The sequence below is a fragment of the Pseudomonas sp. 8O genome (genome assembly GCF_902506495.1).
In the GTDB taxonomy this organism is placed as follows: Bacteria; Pseudomonadota; Gammaproteobacteria; order Pseudomonadales; family Pseudomonadaceae; genus Aquipseudomonas; species Aquipseudomonas chaetocerotis.
The window spans coordinates 1533793-1558269 of the sequence record NZ_LR733265.1; the positions used below are offsets into that span (position 1 = coordinate 1533793).

General features: G+C 63.3%; 27 protein-coding genes. 9 read left to right on the plus strand and 18 right to left on the minus strand.

Annotated features, from left to right (window positions below; all coding sequences use genetic code 11):
- Positions 1-6: 6 nt before the first annotated feature.
- Positions 7-486: an RNA pyrophosphohydrolase gene (locus tag GV002_RS20550; protein WP_160020101.1), complete on the minus strand. Its 480-nt coding sequence runs from the start codon at positions 484-486 to the stop codon at positions 7-9.
- A gap of 144 nt (positions 487-630) precedes the next feature.
- Here GV002_RS20550 and GV002_RS20555 point away from each other — a divergent pair, with 144 nt between their 5' ends.
- On the plus strand, positions 631-1284 hold the full coding sequence (locus tag GV002_RS20555; RefSeq protein ID WP_160020102.1) for an HAD family hydrolase: 654 nt from the start codon (positions 631-633) through the stop codon (positions 1282-1284).
- Between the two features lie 130 nt (positions 1285-1414).
- On the opposite strand, the gene GV002_RS20560 is transcribed toward GV002_RS20555, so the two are convergent.
- Both GV002_RS20560 and ilvA read right to left on the minus strand, forming a co-directional pair.
- On the minus strand, positions 1415-1855 hold the full coding sequence (locus GV002_RS20560; protein ID WP_160020103.1) for a DUF2269 family protein: 441 nt from the start codon (positions 1853-1855) through the stop codon (positions 1415-1417).
- A gap of 97 nt (positions 1856-1952) precedes the next feature.
- Complete coding sequence (gene ilvA / locus GV002_RS20565; protein WP_160020104.1) at positions 1953-3536, minus strand: threonine ammonia-lyase, biosynthetic; 1584 nt, start codon at positions 3534-3536, stop codon at positions 1953-1955.
- An 89-nt stretch (positions 3537-3625) separates the two neighbouring features.
- Between ilvA and rpiA the strand changes: the two genes are divergently transcribed.
- The gene (rpiA, locus tag GV002_RS20570) at positions 3626-4297 is read left to right on the plus strand and encodes a ribose-5-phosphate isomerase RpiA (protein WP_017675919.1); all 672 of its coding nucleotides are present in this window, start codon (positions 3626-3628) and stop codon (positions 4295-4297) included.
- Between the two features lie 176 nt (positions 4298-4473).
- On the opposite strand, the gene GV002_RS20575 is transcribed toward rpiA, so the two are convergent.
- Positions 4474-4809 (minus strand): DUF3703 domain-containing protein, encoded by a 336-nt coding sequence (locus tag GV002_RS20575; protein ID WP_160020105.1) that lies wholly within the window; start codon positions 4807-4809, stop codon positions 4474-4476.
- Between the two features lie 11 nt (positions 4810-4820).
- Positions 4821-7025, minus strand: a complete 2205-nt coding sequence (locus tag GV002_RS20580) for a heavy metal translocating P-type ATPase (protein WP_160020106.1) — start codon at positions 7023-7025, stop codon at positions 4821-4823.
- A gap of 79 nt (positions 7026-7104) precedes the next feature.
- Between GV002_RS20580 and cadR the strand changes: the two genes are divergently transcribed.
- Both cadR and GV002_RS20590 read left to right on the plus strand, forming a co-directional pair.
- Positions 7105-7557 carry a Cd(II)/Pb(II)-responsive transcriptional regulator gene (cadR, locus tag GV002_RS20585; RefSeq protein WP_160020107.1) on the plus strand — a complete coding sequence of 151 codons (453 nt, stop codon included), beginning with the start codon at positions 7105-7107 and terminating at the stop codon, positions 7555-7557.
- Positions 7558-7617: 60 nt separating this feature from the next.
- Entirely contained in the window at positions 7618-7953 is a 336-nt protein-coding gene (locus GV002_RS20590; RefSeq protein ID WP_160020108.1) for a YegP family protein, read from the plus strand.
- Here the strand turns inward: GV002_RS20590 and GV002_RS20595 are convergent.
- The 5 genes from GV002_RS20595 to GV002_RS20615 all read right to left on the minus strand — a co-directional run bounded on the left by GV002_RS20595 (position 7950) and on the right by GV002_RS20615 (position 12665).
- Positions 7950-8864 carry an SdiA-regulated domain-containing protein gene (locus GV002_RS20595; protein WP_160020109.1) on the minus strand — a complete coding sequence of 305 codons (915 nt, stop codon included), beginning with the start codon at positions 8862-8864 and terminating at the stop codon, positions 7950-7952. The two genes, GV002_RS20590 and GV002_RS20595, sit on opposite strands and share 4 nt — an antisense overlap.
- A gap of 71 nt (positions 8865-8935) precedes the next feature.
- Positions 8936-9283, minus strand: a complete 348-nt coding sequence (locus tag GV002_RS20600; protein ID WP_160020110.1) for a NirD/YgiW/YdeI family stress tolerance protein — start codon at positions 9281-9283, stop codon at positions 8936-8938.
- Positions 9284-9384: 101 nt separating this feature from the next.
- Complete coding sequence (locus tag GV002_RS20605; protein ID WP_160020111.1) at positions 9385-10302, minus strand: SdiA-regulated domain-containing protein; 918 nt, start codon at positions 10300-10302, stop codon at positions 9385-9387.
- 222 nt (positions 10303-10524) lie between these two features.
- Positions 10525-11190, minus strand: coding sequence for a fumarylacetoacetate hydrolase family protein (locus GV002_RS20610; RefSeq protein WP_160020112.1), 666 nt, complete (start codon positions 11188-11190; stop codon positions 10525-10527).
- 80 nt (positions 11191-11270) lie between these two features.
- Positions 11271-12665, minus strand: coding sequence for an FAD-binding oxidoreductase (locus tag GV002_RS20615; RefSeq protein ID WP_092378399.1), 1395 nt, complete (start codon positions 12663-12665; stop codon positions 11271-11273).
- Positions 12666-12846: 181 nt separating this feature from the next.
- Between GV002_RS20615 and serA the strand changes: the two genes are divergently transcribed.
- Complete coding sequence (gene serA / locus GV002_RS20620; RefSeq protein WP_160020113.1) at positions 12847-14076, plus strand: phosphoglycerate dehydrogenase; 1230 nt, start codon at positions 12847-12849, stop codon at positions 14074-14076.
- A gap of 368 nt (positions 14077-14444) precedes the next feature.
- On the opposite strand, the gene GV002_RS20625 is transcribed toward serA, so the two are convergent.
- Together GV002_RS20625 and GV002_RS20630 are read right to left on the minus strand one after the other, a co-directional pair.
- Positions 14445-14936, minus strand: a complete 492-nt coding sequence (locus GV002_RS20625; RefSeq protein ID WP_160020114.1) for a DUF523 domain-containing protein — start codon at positions 14934-14936, stop codon at positions 14445-14447.
- Positions 14937-14969: 33 nt separating this feature from the next.
- Entirely contained in the window at positions 14970-15593 is a 624-nt protein-coding gene (locus tag GV002_RS20630) for a 2OG-Fe(II) oxygenase (RefSeq protein WP_160020115.1), read from the minus strand.
- 113 nt (positions 15594-15706) lie between these two features.
- Between GV002_RS20630 and GV002_RS20635 the strand changes: the two genes are divergently transcribed.
- A complete protein-coding gene (locus GV002_RS20635) occupies positions 15707-16474 on the plus strand; it encodes a hypothetical protein (RefSeq protein WP_160020116.1) in 768 nt (255 codons plus the stop codon).
- Here GV002_RS20635 and GV002_RS20640 read toward each other — a convergent pair.
- On the minus strand, positions 16471-17412 hold the full coding sequence (locus GV002_RS20640) for an alpha/beta hydrolase (protein ID WP_160020117.1): 942 nt from the start codon (positions 17410-17412) through the stop codon (positions 16471-16473). The two genes, GV002_RS20635 and GV002_RS20640, sit on opposite strands and share 4 nt — an antisense overlap.
- A gap of 124 nt (positions 17413-17536) precedes the next feature.
- Between GV002_RS20640 and GV002_RS20645 the strand changes: the two genes are divergently transcribed.
- Entirely contained in the window at positions 17537-18118 is a 582-nt protein-coding gene (locus GV002_RS20645; RefSeq protein WP_160020118.1) for a DUF6436 domain-containing protein, read from the plus strand.
- Positions 18119-18300: 182 nt separating this feature from the next.
- On the opposite strand, the gene GV002_RS20650 is transcribed toward GV002_RS20645, so the two are convergent.
- Positions 18301-19332 carry an AraC family transcriptional regulator gene (locus GV002_RS20650; protein ID WP_160020119.1) on the minus strand — a complete coding sequence of 344 codons (1032 nt, stop codon included), beginning with the start codon at positions 19330-19332 and terminating at the stop codon, positions 18301-18303.
- A gap of 120 nt (positions 19333-19452) precedes the next feature.
- Between GV002_RS20650 and GV002_RS20655 the strand changes: the two genes are divergently transcribed.
- The gene (locus GV002_RS20655; RefSeq protein ID WP_178094743.1) at positions 19453-21831 is read left to right on the plus strand and encodes a penicillin acylase family protein; all 2379 of its coding nucleotides are present in this window, start codon (positions 19453-19455) and stop codon (positions 21829-21831) included.
- Between the two features lie 336 nt (positions 21832-22167).
- On the opposite strand, the gene GV002_RS20660 is transcribed toward GV002_RS20655, so the two are convergent.
- Positions 22168-22611 (minus strand): hypothetical protein, encoded by a 444-nt coding sequence (locus GV002_RS20660; RefSeq protein WP_160020121.1) that lies wholly within the window; start codon positions 22609-22611, stop codon positions 22168-22170.
- On the opposite strand from GV002_RS20660, the gene trmL reads away from it, so the two are divergent.
- On the plus strand, positions 22610-23077 hold the full coding sequence (gene trmL, locus GV002_RS20665; RefSeq protein ID WP_160020122.1) for a tRNA (uridine(34)/cytosine(34)/5-carboxymethylaminomethyluridine(34)-2'-O)-methyltransferase TrmL: 468 nt from the start codon (positions 22610-22612) through the stop codon (positions 23075-23077). The genes GV002_RS20660 and trmL overlap by 2 nt on opposite strands.
- A gap of 101 nt (positions 23078-23178) precedes the next feature.
- On the opposite strand, the gene secB is transcribed toward trmL, so the two are convergent.
- From secB to GV002_RS20680, 3 genes are read right to left on the minus strand one after another with little or no spacing between them, the layout of a single operon-like run.
- The gene (gene secB / locus GV002_RS20670; protein WP_160020123.1) at positions 23179-23664 is read right to left on the minus strand and encodes a protein-export chaperone SecB; all 486 of its coding nucleotides are present in this window, start codon (positions 23662-23664) and stop codon (positions 23179-23181) included.
- Between the two features lie 28 nt (positions 23665-23692).
- The gene (grxC, locus tag GV002_RS20675) at positions 23693-23953 is read right to left on the minus strand and encodes a glutaredoxin 3 (protein WP_160020124.1); all 261 of its coding nucleotides are present in this window, start codon (positions 23951-23953) and stop codon (positions 23693-23695) included.
- Between the two features lies 1 nt (position 23954).
- Entirely contained in the window at positions 23955-24368 is a 414-nt protein-coding gene (locus tag GV002_RS20680) for a rhodanese-like domain-containing protein (RefSeq protein WP_160020125.1), read from the minus strand.
- Positions 24369-24477: the final 109 nt, after the last annotated feature.

Genomic DNA, 24477 nt, shown 5'->3' on the forward strand with positions numbered 1-24477 from the left:
TCCGTATCAGTCGCGCACTATCAGGCGCGGGGCAAGTTCCTTGAGCGCACGGCGGTAGACCTCGCGCTTGAATGTGACCACCTGGCCCAGAGGGTACCAGTAGCTGACCCAGCGCCAGCCATCGAATTCGGGCTTGCCGGTCAGATCCATGCGTACACGGTCTTCCGCCCCCGTCAGGCGCAGCAGAAACCACTTCTGCTTCTGTCCGATGCACAGCGGCTGGCTGTGCGTGCGCACCAGACGCTGCGGCAAACGATAACGCAACCAGCCGCGGGTACAGGCGAGGATCGTCACATCCTGCTCTTCGAGCCCGACCTCTTCATTCAGTTCACGGTAAAGCGCCTCTTCCGGCGATTCACGATCATTGATGCCACCCTGGGGAAACTGCCACGCATCCTGGTTGATACGCCTGGCCCAGAGCACCTGGCCGACATCATTGGTCAGGATGATGCCGACATTCGGGCGGAAACCATCAGAATCGATCACGGCAAGCAACCTCGTACACGCAAGTTCCGGCATTGTTCCACAAAGCCGGCGGCAGCAGCAACGCGGGTTTAGGCGCTGTTTGAAAGCCCCGGCAAAGCAGCTATTCTGGCGCGCCTTCCCTTTCTACAGAACAGGTAACGAACCGTGCGCTTGGCCCTTTTCGATCTCGACAACACCCTGCTGGCTGGCGACAGCGATCACAGCTGGGGCGAATTCGTCTGCCAGCGCGGCCTGGTCGACGCGGCCGAGTACCTGGCGCGCAACGATGCCTTCTATGCCGACTACTGCGCCGGCAAACTGGACGTGGTGGCCTACCAGAATTTCAGCCAGGCCATTCTGGGTCGCAGTGAAATGGCGCAACTGGCGCAGTGGCACCGCGAGTTCATGGCCGAGGTGATCGAGCCGATCATCCTGGCCAAGGGCGAGGCACTGCTGGCCGAGCACCGCGCCGCTGGCGACAAGCTGGTGATCATCACCGCCACCAACCGCTTCGTCACTGCGCCCATTGCCGAGCGCCTGGGCGTGGAAACGTTGATCGCTACCGAATGCGGCATGCAGGACGGCCGTTATACCGGGCAGATCGCCGGCACGCCATGCTACCAGGGCGGCAAGGTGACGCGCCTGAACGAGTGGTTGGCAGAGACGGGGTACAACCTCGATGGCGCCTACTTCTACAGCGACTCGCGCAATGACCTGCCGCTGCTGGAGGCCGTGGCCAATCCGGTGGCGGTCGACCCGGACGAGGTGCTGCGCGCCACCGCCACCGAACGCGGCTGGCCGGTGATTTCACTGCGCTGAGATGAAGTAGGGTGCGCCCACCTCGTTAATGCCCTGAACACGCAGTGGTAGGAGCGGCTTCAGCCGCGAAACCTGTCATCGCGGCAATCGCGGCTGAAGCCGCTCCTACAAGTCAGCAATAACCCTGCGTTTAAGCAGGCTTGGCGCCCATCAACGCCATGATGGCGATCAGCAGCACCAGAATCAGCCCGGCATAGATCAGGCACAGACGCTTCAGCGCCGTCGACGCCGGCGTATCGCCCAGCGCACGCCAGACCGCCAGACGACCGGCCAGCAGCAAACCCAGCAGCATCATCAGCGCATAGAGAATGCTGCCCAGCAACAGCCAGGTCTGCCCCAGCGGCCAGCCGACGGTGTCCACCAGCCAGTAGCCGGTGACCGGCAGGCTCAGCGCCAGCACGGCGAATGCCGGGAAGCTGAACAGCAGGGTCACGCGCAGCTTGCGCGCCAGCACGGCGGCATCGCCACCGCGCTGCGCCTTGAACAGCATGACGCCATGGGCGATCAGGCCGAGCAGCAGCAACACGCCCGGGGCGCTGTGGAGGATGCGAACCAGCAGATAATGCTCCATCGAGGCTTCCTTTGTTGTCAGGCGATTACGTAGGGCGGGAGCAACCCGCCAGCGCGCACTGGCGGGCTACACCCGCCCTGCGGTTCGAAGGCAGTGCTCAGCCCAGAAACAGGCTATAGGCGGGATTTTCGCTCTCATCCCAGTAGGGGTAACCGATGGCGTCCAACGCCGCCGGCACCAGATGACGTTCGTCCGCCGGCACCTGCAACGCTGCCAGTACGCGACCATCGGCAGCGCCGTGATTGCGGTAATGGAACATCGAGATGTTCCAGCGCCCGCCCAGTTTCTGCAGGAAGTTGAACAGCGCACCCGGCCGCTCGGGAAATTCGAAACGCAGCACCATCTCGTCACCGACACCGGCGGCATGGCCACCGACCATATGGCGGATATGCAACTTGGCCAGTTCGTTATCGGTCAGGTCCAGCACCGGAAAGCCCTGCGCGCGCAGCCCTTCGACCAGCGCCTGGCGCGGGTCGTTTTCCGGGTGGGTCTGCACGCCGACGAAGATGTGCGCTTCGCGATCGGTGTGATAGCGATAGTTGAATTCGGTGATCTGGCGCTTGCCCACCGCCTCGCAAAAGGCCTTGAAGCTGCCTGGCTGCTCGGGAATGGTCACGGCGATGATCGCCTCGCGCTTCTCGCCCAGCTCGGCGCGCTCGGCCACATGGCGCAGGCGGTCGAAGTTGACGTTGGCGCCGGAATCGATGCCCACCAGCACTTCACCGTTGGCGCCCTGACGCTCGACGTACTTCTTGATCCCAGCCACGGCCAGCGCGCCTGCCGGCTCGGTGATCGAACGGGTATCGTCGTAGATGTCCTTGATCGCCGCACAGATCTCATCGGTGCTGACGGTGATCACTTCGTCGACGTGATCCTTGCAGATGTCGAAGGTGTGCTGGCCGATCTGCGCCACCGCCACGCCGTCGGCGAACAGACCGACGCTCGGCAGCACCACGCGCTCGCCAGCCGTCATCGCCTGCTGCAGGCAGTTGGAGTCGTCCGGTTCTACGCCGATCACCTTGATCTCTGGCCGCAGGTATTTGACGTACGCCGCGATGCCGGCGATCAAACCGCCGCCACCGACGGGCACGAAGATGGCATCGATATGGCCCTGATGCTGACGCAGCACCTCCATGGCCACAGTGCCCTGGCCGGCGATAACCAACGGATCGTCGTACGGGTGAATGTAGGTGTAGCCCTTCTCTTCAACCAGCTTCAGCGAATGCGCCAGCGCCTCGGGGAAGGCGTCGCCGTGCAGCACCACCTTGCCGCCACGCGAGCGAACGCCCTGCACTTTCAGCTCAGGCGTGGTGCGTGGCATGACGATGGTCGCCTTCACCCCCAGATGCTTGGCCGCCAGGGCCAGGCCCTGCGCGTGGTTGCCGGCCGAAGCAGTGACCACGCCGCGCGCCAGCTCGTCGGGCGAGAGTTGCGCCAGCTTGTTGTAAGCGCCGCGAATCTTGAACGAGTACACCGGCTGCAGATCTTCACGCTTGAGCAGAATCTGGCTGCCCAGCCGCTCACTGAGCTGACGGGCGGGTTGCAGCGGGGTTTCCACCGCGACGTCATAGACGCGCGAGGTGAGGATCTTCTTCACGTACTGTTCGAGCATGGCGATTTCGCAGGCGTTCGGGCTTTGAGGGACTGCCGAGTCTACCCCAGCGCCGCGCTGGACGACCATACGAAACACGTGGGTTCTGCCCCGTCAGCACGTCACTTGCGGCTATAATTCGCGCCTACTTCCTACACCTTCCCAGGCATTCTCCCGCGATGAACCAGGATCAGCTGAAACAGGCCGTGGCCCAGGCCGCCGTCGACCACATTCTCCCGCGCCTCGACAGCAAGAGCATCGTCGGCGTCGGCACCGGCTCCACCGCCAACTTCTTCATCGACGCGCTGGCCAAGCACAAGATGGACTTCGATGGCGCCGTCGCCAGCTCCGAAGCCACAGCCGCACGCCTGAAGGGCCATGGCATCCCGGTCTACGACCTCAACAGCACCGCCGAGCTGGAGTTCTATGTCGACGGCGCCGACGAGAGCGACGAGCGTCTGCACCTGATCAAAGGCGGCGGCGCGGCGCTGACTCGCGAGAAGATCGTTGCCGCCGTGGCCAAGACCTTCATCTGCATCGCCGACGCCAGCAAGCTGGTGCCGGTGCTGGGCGCCTTCCCGCTGCCGGTGGAAGTCATTCCGATGGCGCGCAGCCATGTGGCGCGCGAGCTGGTGAAACTGGGCGGCGACCCGGTGTACCGCGAAGGCGTGCTGACCGACAACGGCAACGTCATCCTCGACGTGCACAACCTGTCGATCACCGACCCGGTCAAGCTGGAAGCGGATATCAATGCCATCGTCGGCGTGGTCACCAATGGCCTGTTCGCCGCTCGCCCGGCAGACCTGCTGCTGCTCGGCACTGCCGAAGGCGTGAAAACGCTCAAGCGTTGAATCTGACCGGCATATCTTGTGGGAGGCGCTTCAGCGGCGATTGTCGCGGCTGAAGCCCCTCCCACAGAGTCCGTTGTTCCACCCACTCTGGTTTGCGCAGTCGGTAGCCCGAATGCAATCCGAGCCTCCTGCGATTCGCCATGCGCACCGGAAACGGCAGGTGCGCTTGTCCAACCCTACTCCAACAGGCGGCGCAGCTCCTCGCTTATCGGCATGGGTTGAAACGCACTGACCCGCGCCCGCCCGGTATTGCCGGTGGGCACCCAGATACGCGAGAACAGCAGCGCCGCCAGGATGCGCGGCATTTGCCCCAACACCTCACGCATATCCCCTTGTTGCCAGCCGGCCCGCAGCATCAACCAATGTGAACGTGCATGCAGCCATGGGCGACGCTGAGTAAGGATGTGCGCCCGCTCCAGCCAGACCATCGCTTCGGCACTGCGGCTGGCACGCAGTTCTTGTCGTGCCTGAACGAAAGCTTCGTCGATAGCCTTGCGTAGCTCCACCTGCATGCCAGCACTCCTCATTTGCGCAGCAAGCGCAGGCCGTTGAACACCACCATCAGGCTCACGCCCATATCGGCGAACACGGCCATCCACATGGTCGCCTCGCCCACCAGGGTCATGGCCAGGAAGATGGCCTTGATCCCCAGTGCCAGGACGATGTTCTGCACGAGAATGGCGTGGGTCTGCCGAGACAGGCGAACGAAGGCCGGAATCTTGCGTAGATCATCGTCCATCAATGCCACGTCGGCCGTCTCGATGGCGGTGTCGGTGCCGGCGGCGCCCATGGCGAAGCCGATCTCGGCCTTGGCCAGAGCCGGCGCATCGTTGATGCCATCACCGACCATTCCGACCACCTTGCCGCGTGCCTGGCTCGCCTCCACCCAGGCCAGCTTGTCGGCTGGCAACAGGTCGCCACGTGCCTCGTCGACACCAACCTGTTCGGCGATGGCCGCGGCGGTATGGGCGTTGTCACCGCTGAGCATGCAGGTACGCACACCCAGTTCGTGAAGTTCGGCGACCGCCTCGCGGCTGGTCTGGCGCACCGTGTCGGCCACGGCGAAGAGCATCAGCGCGCGCTGTTCGTCGCACAGCACCACCACGCTCTTGCCCTGGCGTTCCAGTGCCTCGAGGCGCTGCTCCAGTTGCGCCGAGCACAGCCCGAGGTCTTCGACCAGGCGGTGGTTACCTATATGGAGAAGCGTGCCATCGATCCGCCCTTTGCTACCCCGCCCGGGCAGCGCCTCGAAATCCTCGACAGCATGCAACGCCTGCCCCTGCTCTTCGGCACGCTGGGCCAACGCCCTGGAAACCGGGTGATCCGAGCGCGCGGCCAGGCTCGCTGCCCAGGCGGCGTGCAGCGGTTCATCCACTTCCAGCAAGTGGAGGCTGTCGGTCTGCACCGGCTTGCCATGGGTCAGCGTGCCGGTCTTGTCCAGCGCCAGCAGGGCCAGATGCCGCCCGTTCTCCAGATAGACGCCGCCCTTGATCAGGATGCCCTTGCGCGCGGCGGCCGCCAGGCCGCTGACGATGGTCACCGGGGTGGAAATCACCAGCGCACAGGGGCAGGCCACCACCAGCAGAACCAGCGCGCGGTAGACCCAGTCGAGCCAGGCGCCACCGATGACCAGAGGCGGCAGCACGGCCACCGCCAGAGCGAAGGCAAAGACCGCTGGGGTATAGATGCGCGAGAACTGATCGACGAAACGCTGGGTCGGTGCACGCGAGCCCTGCGCCTCTTCCACCGCATGGATGATGCGCGCCAGCGTCGTGTCGCGTGCCGTCGCGCTCACACGAAATTCCAGCGAGCCGGCCTCGTTGATGGTGCCAGCGAACACCGAGTCGCCCGCGCGTTTCTCCACCGGCAGGCTTTCCCCGGTGATCGGCGCCTGATTCACCGTCGACGAACCGCCGACCACCTCACCATCGAGGCTGATGCGCTCGCCGGGACGTACCCGCACCACGGCGCCCAGACCGATAGCCTGCACGTCGACCTCCTGCCAACTGCCATCAGCCTGCTGCACGGTGGCGCGCGGCGGCGCCAGATCCATCAGCCCGCGTATGGCGTTACGCGCCCGATCCAGCGAGCGCGCCTCGATCAACTCGGCCAGGGTGAACAACACCATCACCATCGCCGCTTCCGGCCACTGGCCGATCAGCACCGCGCCGGTCACGGCGATGCTCATCAGGGCATTGATATTGAGGTTGCGGTTCTTCAGGGCGATCCAGCCCTTCTTGTAGATGTTCAACCCGCACATCAGGATGGCGGCAACGGCCAGTAGCGCTACCAGCCAGTCCGGGCCGAGCCCGGTGAAATGCACGACTTCCGAAGCGGTTGCCACCCCACCCGCCAGCGCCAGCGGCCACCAGGGCTTTCTCTCAGACACGACGACCGGCTGCCGAGCAACACCCTCGTCCTCCACCTGCGGAGTGAAGCCCAATGCGCAGATGGCGGGCAGCACCTGCGCCAGCATGCCCTCGTCATGACTCACGGTCAGCACGCGCTGCAGCAGATTGAAATGCAGGCCAGCCACGCCAGGCAGGCGCCCCAGCGCGTCGCGAATCAGGCGTTCTTCCGTGGGGCAATCCATCTGCTCGATGCGAATGCGGGTATTGCGCGCGCCCGCCAGCGCGGCGTCCGCTGGTTGCGGTACGGCCTCGTGATCGTGGGCATGCCCAGGGTGAGCGGGTGACTGTTGGTGCGAGTGATCGCAGCAGCGGCTCATGGCAAATCTCCGTCAGGTGTCTATTGCCGAGTACACACCCTGTAGTCACTATAGGGTCAAGCACCCACGGAGCGATCCCATGAAAATCGGAGAATTGGCGAAAAAGGCCGGCTGCCAGGCAGAAACCGTCCGCTACTACGAACGTGAAGGCCTGCTGCCGGCGCCCGCACGCAGCGAAGGCAACTACCGCCTGTACGGCGCCCCCCACCTGGAACGCCTGGTGTTCATCCGCAACTGCCGGACGCTGGACATGACCCTGGAAGAGATTCAGCGGCTACTGGCCCTACGTGACCTGCCACACGAAAGCTGCGCCGGCATCAACAGCCTGGTGGACGAACATATCGAACATGTTCAGGCGCGCATCGACAGCCTGCAGGCGCTGCGCGACCAACTCACCGAGTTGCGCGACCGTTGCAACGGCCCCAAGGAGGCGGAAGACTGCGGCATCCTGCGCCAGCTCAACGTCAGCGGCGGCGTGCAGCCGCTGCCGGACGATGGCCATACCCATGTCGGCAAGAGCCATTCGCATTGATGGTCTACGCTTGCTGAACGTCGCTGCGGCATACCGCCGGGCGCTCAGGGAGAAATGAACATGCCTGGAAAGTTCGAGCTGAAGAAAGCCAAAGACGGCCAATTCCACTTCAACCTGCTGGCCAGCAATGGCCAGGTCATCCTCACCAGTGAGATGTACAAGGCCAAGGATTCGGCACTGAACGGCATCGAGTCGGTGAAGAAGAATTCACAACGCGACGGCGCCTTCGAGACCAAGACCTCGAGCAACGAAAAACACTACTTCCTGCTCATGGCCACCAACGGCCAGGTAGTCGGGCAAAGTCAGATGTATGCCAGCGCCGCCAGTTGCAAGAGCGGCATCGAGTCGGTGCAGAAGAATGCGCCCGATGCGCAAACGGACGACCAGACGGGCTAGTCGTCCTGCTTCCTGAACATATAGAACAGGTTCGGCTCACTGATCAGGTACAGGTTGCCGTCGTCGTCCGTCGCCACCCCCTCGGCCTGCGGCACACTGCGCTGCAGGCCATGTTGGCCACGTAGCAGCGACAGGGTACTGATCGGCTTGCCCTCGGTGTTCAACTCGATCACCAGGCGCGACTCATCCGAAAGCGCCAGCAGATGGCCAGTCGCCGTATCGAAGTCGAGGCTGGAAAGGTCGCGCACGAACAGCCGCGCATCGCGCTTTGGGTCAGTATTGACCTGCAGCGCCAGCGGCTTGCTCTCGTCGACATGGGGGAAGCCGAGCACCTCGAAGATACGCACCGGATCGCGTTCCTTGGCCACCAGCAGACGCTGATTCTGCGCATCGTAGGCCAAACCCTCGAAACCCTTGTTGCCGTTGCGCCCGATACCCAGGGAGAGTTGCTGGAAGTCGGCCGCATCGAGCACGCGACTGTCATCGTCAATGCGCACCTTGACCAGGCGCTGCTCGCGCTCATCGGCAATCACATAGGTGCCGGGCGCCACATATTCGATGGCCTCGGGATCACCAAAACCTTCAAGATCGATGGTGCGCTTGAGCTCGCCCTCCAGGCTGATCTCGATCACCTTGGCCGGCTTGTTGGTGACGCTGAACAGGCTGCGCCGATCCGGGTCATAGGTCAGTGCCGACACATCGCTTATATCGGCAATCGGCTTGGCCTCGATCACCACGCGATAGTCACCCAGCCACAGCGACTGATCACGCCACTGCGCGCCATACTGCCATTCCTGCACGGAGAACCAGGCTCGCTCGAACAACCGATACTGCTGGCCCAGCACGGCGCCAATCAACAACACGAAGAACAGCAGATAGAGCCAGGGGCTTATGGAGAGCAAACGACGCATGATGGACTTCTCTGACTACCACGGAAAAGCCCGCCACGGGCTTGACGTGGCGGGCGGGCGGGATATCGCGATCAGTTGATCAGTTCGACGCGATCGACATCGATCTCGCGGCTGTTGAAGTCCTTGTCGACTTCACCGCTCAGACGCACCTTGGCGGTTTCCGAAACTGTCTGGCCCGGCCAGTCTTCGTCGTCGATTTCCACCTGGATGGTGCCGGTGGCGTCCTTGAACTCGTAGAGCTCGTCCTGCAGGCGCTTGACGATCTGACCTTCCAGAACAACATGGGTGTCATCGGCAGCTTCCAGTGCAGCGGACACGGTGGTGACCTGCGGGGTCGCGCCCGGGCCGGTGTAGCCAGTAGCGAAAGCGGCAGTGCTGAGCAGCGGCAGAACCATCAGAGCGAGAGCGGTACGTTTCATGGTGTGAACCTCGTTGTTCGTAAGTGACGGGGTCAGATTAGTGCCGCTAGCTGAAGCCAGACTGAATCGCGGCTTAAGCCAAACTGAATCCGCCACCCCACTCAACTGGCACCCGGTTGCGCCTTGCTGAACACATAAAAAAGATTGGGCTCGGCGACGATATAGATGTTGCCCTCTTCGTCCATGGTCACGCCTTCGGCCTGCTTGATGCCCTGTTCCAGACCGTTGAGACCGCCGCTAAGGCTGAGAAAGCTGATCGGGTGACCACTACGATCCAGCTCCAGCAGCATGCGCGACTCATCGGACAGCACCAGCGCATGGCCGGTACGCGCATCGATACTCAGCGAAGAAATATCGCGCACTCCCAGACTGTCGTAGTTGAAAGGCTGCATCACGCCAGCAGCACCGTCCTCGCCAGGAAAAGGCAGGCTGAACAAGCCCATCGGGCTACGCTCCTTGCCCAGCATCAGGCTGCTGCTGCGCGCATCCCAGCCAACGGCTTCGAAGCCCTTGTTACCCGCGTCGACAAAGCCCAGGTCGAAACCGGGTAAATCGGCCGCATCCAGTTCCAGGTCGTCGTCATGCAGGGTAAAGGTGGTGAGCTGACGACGACGTTCATCGACGATGGCCATGCGCCCGTTATCCATCATCTCTACCGCTTCCGGATCAGAGAAGCCCTTCAGCTGGATACGCCGCAACACCTCCCCCTCACGCGAGAGCTCCACCAACAGTGGATTCTTGCCCGTGACGGTGAAGAGTGTGCCGGTTACCGGGTTGTAGGTAAGCCCCGAGGTTTCATCTCGCTCCAGGCCAGACAAGGGCTTGGCCTGAATAACCGCACGGTAGCCAGGCAACCAGACGCTGGCCAAGCGCTCGACCAACGGCGTATGCCCCTCCTGCCACCAGAGCAGGGCGCGATCATCCCAATGCTGGGTTTTTACGACCGTGATCGCGGCCAGCACGGCTATGCCGGACAACCAGCAACGGGGACGAGAAAGGCGGGAACGAAGGGAGGGCATCGGCGACGGCTCGGCTGCTTGATGGCGATCCGACATCCGATGTCTGGAAGAGTTCCGCCGCCTGAAGAGGCGACGATTGGTATAGAACCTGTGCACGATCTTGCGAGCTAGAGCCATGCAAGGCAAAAACAGGCGAGGAAGCGGAGTGTACTTTTGTACATGAGCATTCCGAGCCTGTTTTTAACGCCGCAGGGCCGACGCGCAGCGGGATCGTGGGCAGTTCTATAGCACGCGGCTGTTGAAACTACTGTGACCGACCAACTCCAGCACCAGCTCATCGCCCTTGTTCAGCGCGCCAACGCCGACCGGCGTGCCGGTGAGAATCACGTCACCCGGCTGCAGGGCGAAGTGCCCGGCCATGTGCTGGATCATGCTGAGGATGGGGTTGAGCATGTCGCGGCTGTTGCCGTCTTGGCGGGTTTCGCCGTTGATCACCAGGCGAATGCCGATATCGGCCAGGTCCTCGATGGCATCGCCGGGTACGAAAGGCGCCAGCACGCAGGCACCGTCGAAGCTCTTGGCGATTTCCCAGGGATAGCCCTTCTCCTTGAGCTTGGCTTGCACGTCACGCAGGGTCAGGTCCAGGGCCGGGGCGAAGCCGCTGATGGCGTCACGCACTTCCTCGGCATCCGGCGCCTTCGACAGCGGCTTGCCAATCAGCACAGCGATTTCCGCCTCGTAATGCACCGAACCGCGATCCTCGGGAATGGCGAAGCCACTATCGAGCGGCACAACACAGGAGCCCGGTTTGATGAATAGCAAGGGCTCGCTGGGCACCGGGTTGTTCAGTTCCCTGGCGTGCTCGGCGTAGTTGCGGCCAATGCAAACGACCTTGCCGAGGGGGAAGTGGACGGTGGTTCCGTCGACGTACTGGTGCTGATAACTCATCGGGGACTCCTGATCAGTAGGGTGCGCCGTGCGCACCAAGACGCGTTGGATCATGGGTGCGCGTAGCGCACCCTACGAGATCAAACCGCGAAAATCTTGCCGGGGTTCATGATGCCGTTGGGATCGAACACCGCCTTGACCGCCTTCATGCAGGCAATTTCCGCCGGCGAACGACTGTAGTGCAGGTAATCACGCTTGGTCATGCCCACACCGTGCTCGGCGCTGATCGAGCCGTTGTACTTCTGTACGGTCTCGAACACCCACTTGTTGACCACTGCGCACTTGGCGAAGAACTCGTCCTTGGACAGGTTCTCGGGCTTGAGGATATTCAGGTGCAGGTTGCCGTCACCGATATGACCGAACCACACCACCTCGAAATCCGGGTAGTTGGCTTCGACGATGGCGTCGATATCCTTGAGGAAGGCCGGCACCTGGCTGACCGTGACCGAGATGTCGTTCTTGTAAGGTGTCCAGTGGCTGATGGTCTCGGAGATGTATTCGCGCAGCTTCCACAGGTTCTGCAGCTGCTGCTCGCTCTGGCTCATCACGCCGTCGACCACCCAACCCTGCTCGACGCAGTACTCGAAGGTTTCCAGCGCCTGGTTGGCCACTTCCTCGGTACTGGCTTCGAACTCCAGCAAGGCATAGAAGGGGCATTCGCTTTCGAACGGCGCCGGCACGTCGCCACGGCCGAGCACCTTGGCCAGGGCCTTGTCGGAGAAGAACTCGAACGCAGTCAGGTCGAGCTTGCTCTGGAAGGCGTGCAGCACCGGCATGATCGAGTCGAAATCAGCGGTGCCGAGCACCATCGCGGTGAGGTTCTTCGGCGCGCGATCCAGGCGCATGGTCGCCTCGACCACGAAGCCCAGCGTACCTTCGGCACCGATGAACAGCTGGCGCAGATCGTAACCGGTGGCGTTCTTGATAAGGTCCTTGTTCAGTTCAAGCAGTTCGCCGGTACCGGTCACGACCTTCAGGCCCGCCACCCAGTTGCGGGTCATGCCGTAGCGAATCACCTTGATACCGCCGGCATTGGTGCCGATATTGCCGCCAATCTGGCTGGACCCTGAAGAGGCGAAGTCCACCGGGTAATAGAGGCCTTTCTCTTCGGCGAACAGCTGCAGCTGCTTGGTCACCACGCCCGGCTGGCATACCGCTGCACGGTCGTACTCGTTGAACGAGAGAATCTGGTTCATGTAGTCGAACGCCACCACCACTTCGCCGTTGGCCGCCACGGCTGCGGCCGAAAGGCCGGTACGGCCGCCAGACGGCACGAGGGCGATCTTGTGCGCGTTGGCCCAGCGCACGATGGCCTGCACCTGCTCGGTAGTCTTGGGGAAGACGATGGCCGAAGGCGCCGGGGCGAAATGCTTGGTCCAGTCCTTGCCATAGGCCTCGAGGGAATCGGCGTCGGTCAGTACCTTGCCGGGTTCAACCAGGGTCTTCAGCTCTTCGATCTGGGCAGGGGTGGTCATCTACGGAACTCTCAAAGGATTCATGGTCGCCCTGAGAACCATTCAGGTCGCAACCGAGCATTGAAAAAGGCGAACATGCTAGCATACGCACCCCGTGAATCGAGCCATGCAGCGATCTACGGGCGCTGGCTGAGTTTCTCGGCCCTTCCCTGCCAACATCCCTGGGACAACAGGTACTCCGATGAGCAAGACCTCTCTCGACAAGAGCAAGATCAAGTTCCTTCTTCTCGAAGGCGTCCACCAGAATGCCGTGGACACCCTGAAGGCCGCCGGCTATAGCAACATCGAGTACCTCAAGGGCGCGCTGTCAGGCGAAGAGCTGAAAGAAAAGATCGCCGATGCCCACTTCATCGGTATTCGCTCTCGCACCCAGCTGACGGCAGAAGTCTTCGACTGCGCGAAGAAGCTGGTCGCCGTCGGTTGCTTCTGCATCGGTACCAACCAGGTCGACCTGAATGCCGCCCGTGAGCGTGGTATCGCGGTATTCAACGCGCCTTACTCCAACACCCGCTCGGTCGCCGAACTGGTACTGGCCCAGGCCATCCTGTTGCTGCGCGGCATTCCCGAGAAGAACGCCTCCTGCCACCGTGGCGGCTGGATCAAGTCGGCGGCCAACTCCTTCGAGATCCGCGGCAAGAAGCTGGGCATCGTCGGCTACGGCTCCATCGGCACCCAGCTTTCGGTACTGGCCGAGGCCCTGGGCATGCAAGTGTTCTTCTACGACACCGTGACCAAGCTGCCACTGGGTAACGCCACGCAGATCGGCGATCTGTACGAGCTGCTGGGCCTGTGCGACATCGTGTCTCTGCATGTCCCTGAGCTGCCGTCCACCCAGTGGATGATCGGCGAGAAGGAAATCCGCGCGATGAAGAAGGGCGGCATCCTGATCAACGCCGCGCGCGGCACCGTGGTCGAGCTGGATCACCTGGCCAATGCGATCAAGGACGAGCACCTGATCGGCGCGGCCATCGACGTGTTCCCGGTCGAGCCCAAGTCCAACGACGAAGAGTTCGAGAGCCCGCTGCGTGGCCTGGATCGCGTGATCCTGACCCCGCACATCGGTGGTTCCACCGCAGAAGCGCAGGCCAACATCGGCCTGGAAGTGGCCGAGAAGCTGGTCAAGTACAGTGACAACGGTACTTCGGTGTCCTCGGTCAACTTCCCTGAAGTGGCCCTGCCAGCGCACCCGGGCAAGCACCGCCTGCTGCATATCCACGAGAACATTCCGGGCGTGATGAGCGAAATCAACAAGGTGTTCGCCGACAACGGCATCAACATCTCCGGCCAGTTCCTGCAGACCAACGACAAGGTCGGCTACGTGGTGATCGACGTCGACGCCGAGTACTCCGACCTGGCGCTGGAGAAACTGCAGCACGTCAATGGCACAATCCGCAGCCGCGTCCTGTTCTAAACCGGAGCTGCTGCGCGTCGGCGATACGGCGCTGGGAACAACCTCGGAGATGCTCATTTACTAACGTAAACTCCGTTCTCCTCGGTCGCTCCCGCCTTGTCTCGCTCTGACTCGCGAGCCCCGGAGGTTTGCAGAAATGAACAAAGGGAGGCTTCGCAGGCCGAGTGAAAACGTAGCGAGCGAAGGTCAGGCAAGGCAAAAACAGGCGAAGAAGCGCAGTTTACGAGTTGTAAATGAGCATTCTGAGCCTGTTTTTAACGCAGCATGACCAAGCGCAGTAGTTTTCACACAGCCTGTTCGGCCTCCCTTTCTCATTCCGTAGGGTGCGCCGCGCGCACCACCGTACCCCGGATTGCATCCGGGCTACCTCAATCGCGCTCCAACCGCGCCAATTCGGCTGCTGCTTCGTCCAACTGCATTTCGTTGAACACCTTCACCCCGGCTCGTTTCAGCAGGGCAGCAGTAACCCCCTCCCCCGGCACTCGCACACCGCTGAAGCTGCCGTCGTAGTTTTCCAGATTGCCACACGAAGGGCTTCGCGCCTTCAGCAGTGCCAGGCGGATGTCGTGCTCGTGCACCAGCGCCAACGCTTGTTCGGCGCCGTCGACGAATGCAGCCGTGACATCCGCGCCTTCGATCGTCAGTACGGGCAGCCGACCATCCAACACCGCACCACCCTGTCCATCGCGAATTTCCGCAGGCGGGCGCGGCGTCGACAACCCACCCGCCACCTCCGGGCACAGCGCCACCACTCGCCCTTCGTCCAGCCACCGCTGCAGCTGATCGAAGGGACCATGAGCACCGCCGTCATAACGCACCCGATGCCCGAGCAGGCAGCGGCTGACCAGTATCTTCTGCATCGACTCGCTCTCCATGACTGCCGCTCGCAAAACTCAGAGCACCGCGCCACCCCGACGTCTGAACCAACCGGTCAACGACAGTCGCTCGCGGGTGGCCGGCAGCACTTCGTGAGGCATCTCGGAAGACAGAAACAGCGCCAGCGTTCCAGCCTGAGGCAGTACGTCATGCTCACGGCCATCGGCCAGATACAGGCGCAACGCTCCGCCCTGCTCGGCCTGCCAGTCCTCGTTCAGATAGAACACCGCCGACACGGTGCGGCGGTCGTCATCGCGAAAACGATCGAGATGACGCTGATAGAAGGCCCCCGGTGCATAACAGGCGAAGTGGCATTCGTAGTCTTCGAGCCCCAGATAGAGCGCCTGATTGAGTGCCTGACGCAAACCGTCCATCAGTTGCAGGTACTGATCACAGGCTTGGCTCTGGCCAGGTTCCAGCCATTGAATGTGGTCGCCACGAATCCCTTCCTGCACCTGCTGCGTGCCCCCGCGACCAACGCTGGCGGCATTGAGTTCGCCATTCTGTGCACGCGTGCGGCACTCGACGGCCAGTTCGCGGGTCAGAACTTCTGGGGCGAACAACGCCCGTTGCGACCAGCCCTGGCTGGCAAGGTCGTCGATAAGGCCGGAAAAGAGGTCTTGCAGGCTGGATTCGGTCATGGCGGCGATTGTATCAGTGGCATGTCGTGACTCGACAAGCCTCCGCCAGCCGCCGAAAATAACCGGCCGCAGCACCCTGCGGCCGGCCAGGAAAGTTTGCCAAGGAGTTTTCGATGCGCGTTCTGTTTGCCCTGTTGCTGATTGGCCTGACCTTGCCGGCCCTGGCAGACGACCACCTGCGCCTGTATCAGGCTGCCGGCTGGCCGCAACAGCGTGAACATTTCAATCAGGCGCTCGACGCTGCTCAGCAGCGCTACCGCAGCACCCTGCCACCGGCGGTGTTTCAGGCACTGGTGGATAACAGCAATCGCCGCTTCGCCGCTACCGCCATCGACCAGCGTGCGCAACACAGCCTGAGCAAGGAGCTGGCTGACCCGCAGCCGGCGCTGGCCTTCTTCGAATCCGCACTGGGCCGCAAGATCGTCGCCGCCGAGACGCTGGCCACCCGTAGCGACCAATTGGCCAAGTACGCCAATGGTCTGCCACGCACCGACGCCGATGCCACCCGTCGCCTGCTGATTCGTCACCTGGCCCAGGCCATTCCCGCCAAGGAAGCCGGCGCCGAAGTCAGTCTGGCGCTGGCCGGCGTGGCGGCCGACAGCCTCAGCCAGATGATTCCCGGCCTACTCGGCGGCGGTCAGGCTCAGGGGCTGCTCAATGGCCAGCGTGAGCGTCTGATGGCGCAGATCGAACAGGATCTCGACAACACCCTGCTGCACGTCTATCGCGAGCTGAGCGACCCGGAACTGGAGCAGTTCGTCGAATTCGCCCAGTCGGAAGCGGGCAAAACCTATTACCAGGCCGCCCTGCAGGCGCTGCGCGCAGGCCTTGCGGTGGGCATGAGCACCAACGAGCTGGCGCCGGCGCCGCAGGGCATCTAAGTCAATCGCTCGCGCAGAAAATCGAAGTAACGCAGGCGCAGCGCCTCGCTCTCATTGGCCAGATGGTGACGCGCCTCCGTCAGCCGCAGGATCTGCGGCTGATGGAACTTGTCCTGCAGCACCTCGAGGTTGTGGCGCCAGTCCACGGTCATGTCCGCCTCGCCCTGAATGATCAACGGGCTGTGTGCGCTGCGCCCGGCAGCCTCGATGCGCGGTACCCACTTGGCCAACGCCCCCACCCAGGCAGTCGGCAGACTGCGCGGCTGCAGGGGATCGAGGTTGTGCACGAAGTCGATGAAGGCGGCGTCGCTGGAGTTTTCGCTGAAGCGCCGTGGAATTTCGCGGACGAAGGGGCTGAGCATTCGATAGCTGAGCTTCGACCAAGCCCAGGCGCGCGGGCGTACCAGTGGCGCGAGGAGAATGCTCTGCCCGAGCTCCAGGCGCTTGCCGTCAGCGAGCAGATAATCCAGCGCAATCGCGCCGCCCGTACTCTGCCCACAGAGATGCCAGGGCTGCGGCAACCCCAGCTCGCTGGCCTGCTCGAACAACCCGCCCAGCACCTGCTGATACTCGGCAAAATCGCCGATGCTGGCGCGCGCACCGCTGGACAGGCCGTGCCCTGGCAGGTCGCAAGCGAGCACGGCGAAATTCATGCTCAGTGCCCAGTCGACCACATGCCGGTACAGACCCATATGGTCGTAATAGCCGTGCAGCAACAGCAGGGTGCCACGCGGTTCGGCCGGCACCCACAGCTGCACGGCAATCTGGTAGCCGGCGGCATTGAAGCTGCCGAGGCGGTTGTCCAGCCCGGCAAAGCGCGCAGACAGGTCGAAGCCGTAGAAGCTGCGATACGCCTGCAGCGCCGGCAGATCCAGGTGTGCTGCGGCCAAGGGTCGCAGCAGAGGGCGCAATTGATCGGGCTGAAACGGCTCTGACATAGGGCTTTCCATAGGTTGCAGGATGCGCGCGGACGATCCCGACGACATCTCCTCGAATGCTGCGATATTCAGCTGCCCGGCGCATCGTGGCAAGCTACACGCCCTTTTACGCCCGGCCTGCCCCATGCCCCGCCTGACACGCAAGAACCTGCTCATCGCCCTGCTCGCCCTGGCCTGGCTGGCCGGCATGGTGCTGGCCTACCGCTGGTTCGAAACGCGTTACCTGCGCACCTTCGACGAGCGCGCAGCGGTGTTCTCCGGCGCCGAACTGCAACTGCCCGCTGAACTGAGTGGCCCCGGTGCGATCCGCCTGGTGCATTTCTGGGACCCGGCCTGCCCATGCAATGTCGGCAACCAGCAGCACCTGGCCGAACTGATCGAACACTACACGCCAAAGGGTGTGCAATTTCATGTCGTACAGAAGCCCGGTAGCCAGGGCCGCCTGCCCGCCGAACTGGCCGCGCTGCAACCCATCGATGAGCTACCCGGCAGCGCCAACCTGCCGGCCAGCCCTGCCGTAGCGATCTGGGACAAACAGGGCCAGCTGGCCTACTTCGGCCCCTACAGCGAAGGGTTGGTGTGCAACTCGAGCAACAGCTTCATCGAGCCGATTCTCGAAGCGCTGGCGGCCGGGCGCAAGGTGAATGCCAGCAATACCCTGGCGGTGGGCTGCTTCTGTGAATGGGCCAAGCCGAGCAACGATTGACCCCGTAGATACAAGGGTGGGTTAGCGACGCTGAACACCAAACGCCCAGTCACCGAGCAAAGCAGGGCGTCGCGTAACCCACCAGGCGGTAGATCGCCTTACGCCGGCGGTGGGTTACGCCGCAGCTGATATGGCGAATCGACTGACAAGTGCGACAGGCGGCTAACCCACCCGAGAGCACCTCAAACGCCAGTCGATCCGTGGCGCGCTACCAGACCGCGCGGCGTCCCGCCCTGCCAGCGACGAAAGGCGCGGTAGAACGGCGACAACTCGGCGAAACCGCAGGCCCGCGCCACCTCGCGCACGCCCAGGCCCTGATCCAGCAGGCGCAACGCACGCAGGCGCCGCACCTCATCGTGCAGTGCGCGAAAACTGCTGCCCTGCTCACTCAGCGAACGCTGCAAGGCACCGCGATTGCTGCCCAGCGCCCGTGCACAGGCCTCCAGGCTGCAGGTCGTACCGCCCAGATTGACCTCCAGCCAGTAGCGCACCCGCGCCAGCAGCTGGTTCTCCAGCAAACCCGCCAGCTGCTTCTCGGCTTCCTCGCTGAGCACCTCGAACAGCCGCGGGCTGGCGCTGCGCGAAGGCCGGGAGAGCAGCGCACGCGGCAGGATCAGCACGTCGTGCGGCCGCGAGAAACGGGGTTCGACACTCAGCAAACGGCGATGCTCGGCAAGCTTGCGCGGAGCACGATGACGAAATTCCACACCCAGCAGCGGCAACTCGCCGCCAGCGGCCGACGCCAGCATCTTGCTCAGCAGCACGGCCAGGCACTCCATCTGCTGACGCAGCGAGCCAACCTCGCGGTAGTTGAGATCGATCACCAGGTGAGCCTCGTCCCCCTGCTCCTCCAGCCGCGCAACGAAACCGCCGGACAGAATGTGCTGAAAACGCACGAAGGCCTGCAGGCCCTGGCGCAGATCGCGAGCCGCCAGCAGCAGGTAGCTGACCACATCCATCGGCCGGGGCTGCATGACCTCGCCCAGGTGCAGGCCGATATCGGCGTCACCGCTGATGCCCTCCAGCGCCTGCCAGAAGCGCGGCGCATTGTCGTGCTCCTCGCGCGCTTCCAACAGCGGCGCAGCCAGCGGCACGCCGGCGTAGGCACGACGATAGGTGTCGGTCGGGTCGAGCCCCAGCGCCGCCAGGGCCTCGTAGAGCAGCCGACGCAGGGTCGAGGAGTGGGTAAGGGCGACGAAGGCGTTATCGACCATGGCGGTTCCGGGCAAGTATTGACCATAGACTTTCAGCATTGAGGCATATGGTCAATGCCGCTGCCCACGCGCCTGAGCAAAATGCCCGCACGCTTGCCTCACAACAATAAGGATCGCTCGATGAAACGCTCCCTGACCGCCCTTGCTTTGGTGGTTGCTGCCGCCGCTGGCGGCCTGACCTGGTACCTGCACGACAAGCAACCGCAACGCGACGGCGAATGGGTACTCGCCGCACTGCAGGCGCCGGTCACGGTCGACTACGACGAACGCGGCGTACCGCACATTCGCGCCGAGAATGAAGCGGATATGTACCGAGCCCTCGGTTTCGTCCACGCTCAGGATCGTCTGTTCCAGATGGAGCTCCTGCGGCGCCTGGCGCGCGGTGAACTGGCCGAAGTGCTCGGCGAAAAGCTGGTGCCCACCGACCGCCTCTTCCGCACCCTGGAAATAGGCCGCCACGCCGATGCCTACGCCGCCCGGCTGGACGCCGAGAGCTCGTCCACCCAGGCGCTGCAGCACTATCTCGAAGGGGTCAACCAGTACCAGGCCAGCCGCCCACGTCCGCTGGAGTTCGATCTGCTGGGCATCGAGCCACGTCCCTTTACCATGGCCGATACGCTCAGTGTCGCTGGCTACATGGCCTACAGCTTCGCTGCAGCTCTGCGCACCGAACCGGTGATGACCCACATCCGTGACGCCCTGGGTGCGGACTATCTCGAGCTGTTCGATCTCGACTGGCATCCGCAGGGCGTGCTCGGCACCTCCCTGGCAGCCGGCGACTGGCAGGATCTTTCCGCCCTCGCCCAACTCAGCAACAGCGCCCTGGAGGGCACCGGCTTGCCGCAGTTCGAGGGCAGCAACGCCTGGGCTGTTTCCGGCAGTCGCACCGCCAGCGGCAAACCGCTGCTGGCAGGTGACCCGCACATTCGCTTCTCGCTGCCAGCGGTCTGGTACGAGGCGCACCTGCAGGCGCCCGGCTACGAGCTATATGGCTATCACCACGCACTGATTCCCAGCGCCATGCTTGGCCACAATCGCGACTTCGCCTGGAGCCTGACCATGTTCCAGAACGACGACCTCGACCTGATCGCCGAGCGCGTCAACCCGGACAACGCCAACCAGGTCTGGTACCAGGGCAACTGGGTCGACCTCGAGCAGCGTACGGAAACCATCCAGGTCAAAGGTGCCGAGCCGGTGCAGATCACCCTGCGCCGCTCGCCGCACGGGCCGATCATCAACGATGCCCTGGGCCAGACCAGCGGCAGCACGCCGATCGCCATGTGGTGGGCCTTCCTCGAAACCGACAACCCGATGCTCGACGCCTTCTACCAGTTGGGTCGCGCCGACAGCCTGGACAAGGCCCGCGCCGCCGTCGAGAAGATCGAAGCGCCCGGCCTCAACGTGATCTGGGCAGGCGCCAGCGGCGATATCGGCTGGTGGGCCGCAGCCAAGCTGCCGATGCGCCCGGCCGGGGTCAACCCGACCTTCATTCTCGATGGTGCCAGCGGTGACGCGGACAAACTCGGCTATCACCCCTTCAGCGCCAACCCGCAGGAAGAGAACCCGCAGCGCGGCTACATTCTCTCGGCCAACTACCAGCCCGTGCCGGCCAGCGGCATCGAGATTCCCGGTTACTACAACCTGCCGGATCGTGGCCAGCGCCTGAACCAGCGCCTGAGCGACGCCTCGGTGAAATGGGACACGCAGAACAGCCAGGCGCTGCAACTCGATCCTGGTACCGGCTATGGTCCGCGCCTGCTGGCGCCGATCCTCGACGAGCTGCGAGCTGCAGCGGCGACCGATGAGGAGCGCGCACTGGCGGAACAACTGGCCAAGTGGAATGGCGACCACGCACTCGATTCCGTGGCCGCCACCCTGTTCAACCAACTGACCTATCAGCTTGCCCGCGAAGCCATGGCCGACGAGCTGGGCGAGGTGTTCTTCGACAGCCTGCTGCAAACCCGCGTGCTCGACACTGCCCTGCCCCGCCTGACTGCCAATGCCGACTCGCCCTGGTGGAATCGCCAGGGCAGCGAGCAACGCGAAAGCCGCGCACAGATCGTCGCCGACGCCTGGCGCGCTAGCCTGACGCATCTACGCAGCGTGCTCGGCAATGATGTCGATGCCTGGAGCTGGGGCCGCGGTCATACCCTCACCCATCAGCACCCACTTGGCCAGCAGCAGCCGCTGGCCTGGCTGCTGAACGTGGGCCCGTTTGCCGCACCAGGCGGCCATGAAACGCCGAACAACCTCTCGCACAAGGTTGGCCCGGCGCCCTGGCCCGTGGTCTATGGCCCCTCGACCCGGCGCCTGGTCGACCTGGCCGATGCCGACAAGGCGCTGGGCGGCATTCCCGTCGGCCAGAGCGGCGTACCGTTCGACGCGCATTACGGCGATCAGGCAGCGTCTCATGTGGCCGGCAAATATCAGCCACAGCACCTGAGCGAGGCCGACGTCAAAGCCAACAGCCTGGGCACGCTGACGCTGCTGCCACGCTGAACAACTGTCCAGCACCCCAGAACAGCATGGTGCGCCATCGGTGCATCACGCTGCACGCTGGTGCACCGTGGCGCCGCAAATGGCGCCGCAACCCTCGCCAGAGGGCCTCAAACCCAGCGAAATAGCGCCTTTGCACTGCGGTAATAAAATTGGCACACGCCCTGCATATGCTAAGGCAATCCCAGTTTCGGGGACCTTGGTACAGGCAGGCCGGGGAATCCCCTTCTTTATTCGACGCCACCGCGCGTCATGTGTAACGCGCCGCTGCTCTGCCAATGAGCACGGCGCCACCCGTTTCGGGGACCTTGGTACAGGCAGGCCGGGGAATCCCCTTCTTTATTTGGGACGCAACGTCAGGCGCGCCCGCCAACGTCCATCCTCTTGCGCACCGCGCCACTCCCCGTCCAGCGGGCGGGGTGATACCAACACCAGCAACAGATCCCGTCCGTCGCGCTCCACGCGCCAGTTCACCAGCCCCAGCGGCAGCTCCAGTTGCCCCTCGCGTACCCGCCCGTAGGCATCCTCGTAGCGATACACCAGGGCGCCGTCGACATGCTCGGCCTGTGCCTGTGGCTCACGATTGAACCAGAGCTGTAGTCCCTGCTCCCAGGCCTCGGCATCCTCGATACGCAGACGTGGTGGATCGAACACCCGGCCGATCATCAAGCCGACGAGAAAGGCGATCAGCATCACCGATGCCACGAAACGCCAGCGCAAACGCGGCCGTGGATCTTCTGGCGGCGTAGAATGGCGCTCGTCCCAGCGCTCGGAGTGTTGCATGTTCCACGTCATCCTCTTTCAACCGGAAATTCCGCCCAATACCGGCAACATTATCAGGCTGTGCGCCAATAGCGGCTGCCAGCTGCACCTGATCGAGCCGCTGGGCTTCGAACTGGACGACAAGCGCCTGCGCCGCGCCGGCCTGGATTATCACGAATACGCCACCCTCAAGCGCCACCCGGACCTGCAGAGCTGCCTCGACAGCCTTGGCCAGCCGCGCCTGTTCGCCTTCACCACCAAGGGCTCGCAGCCGTTCCACGAGATCGCCTACCAGCCCGGCGACGCCTTCCTGTTCGGTCCGGAAAGCCGTGGCCTGCCCGAAGAAGTGCGCAACGCCCTGCCACCGGAGCAGCGCGTACGCCTGCCGATGCGCGCTGGTTGCCGCAGCCTGAACCTGTCCAACACCGTGGCGGTGACCGTTTACGAGGCCTGGCGACAGAACGGTTTCGCCGACGGTGATCTGTAGAGTGCGCCGTGCGCACCAACTGACCACCCGGCCTGATCATGATCACGTACAACAAAAAAAGCGCCCCGAGGGGCGCTTTTTCATGCAATCGAACCGAGCGCTCAGTGAGCGGTGGTTTCGTCAGCCTGCTGCATGCGCTGCAGCTCTTGGGCATACAGTGCATCGAAGTTCACCGGCGACAGCATCAGGGCCGGGAACGAGCCGCGGATCACCAGGCTGTCCAGCGCTTCGCGGGCATACGGGAACAGGATGTTCGGGCAGAAGGCACCGAGGGTGTGGCTCATCGAGGCGGCGTCCAGGCCCTTGATCAGGAAGATGCCAGCCTGCTGCACTTCAGCGATGAAGGCGACTTCTTCGCCGTTCTTCACGGTGACCGACAGGGTCAGCACCACTTCGTGGAAGTCGCCTTCCAGGGCCTTCTGGCGGGTGTTCAGATCCAGGCCGACGCTCGGCGTCCACTCCTGACGGAAGATTTCCGGGCTCTTCGGCGCTTCGAAGGACAGGTCCTTGACGTAGATGCGCTGCAGGGAAAATTGCGGGTTCTGCGAATCGGCAGCGGCTGCGCCGCTGTTGGCTTGCTCGGTCATGGCGTTTGCCTTCCTTAACGTTGAGGTTTCAAGCGGGGCTCTGCAGCAGGGCGTCGAGCTTGCCGGCGCGCTCCAGGGCATAGAGGTCGTCACAGCCACCCACATGGGTGCTGCCGATCCAGATTTGCGGCACCGAGGTGCGGCCGGCCTTGCGGGTCATCTCCGCGCGGATGGCCGGCTGGCCGTCGACACGAATTTCCTCGAAGTCCACCCCTTTGCTGGCCAGCAGTTGCTTGGCGCGCATGCAGTAGGGGCACCAATCGCTGGAGTAGACGACCACCTTGGTCATGTCACTTCACCAGCGGCAGGTTGTCGCCGCGCCAGGTAGCGATGCCACCGGACAGCTTGGCGGCGGTAAAACCGGCCTTCTTCAGCTCGCGGGCAACGCTGCCGGCATGCTGCCCCATGGCGTCGACGACGACGATAGTCTTGGCCTTGTGCTTTTCCAGCTCGGCGACACGTGCCACCACCTTGTCGTAAGGGATGTGCAGCGAATCGACGATATGCCCGGCGGAGAAATCCTTCTGCGCGCGCACGTCGAGCACCACGCCCTTGTCGCTGTTGACCAGCGCGGTGAGCTCGCGGCTCGACAGGCTCTGCCCGCCCTTGCGCATTTCGGTGATGATCAGCAACACCAGCAGCACGGCGAACATTCCACTCAGCACGTAGTGGTTGATGATGAATTCAATCAGGTTGGCGAACATCTATATGGCCCAGGACGGTAAAATGCCGGCCAGTATACACAGCCCCACAGGTCGGCCAAACCCCGTCTGGCAGTGACGCGCCAGGCACTTGGCCCTAAAATGCCGGGCT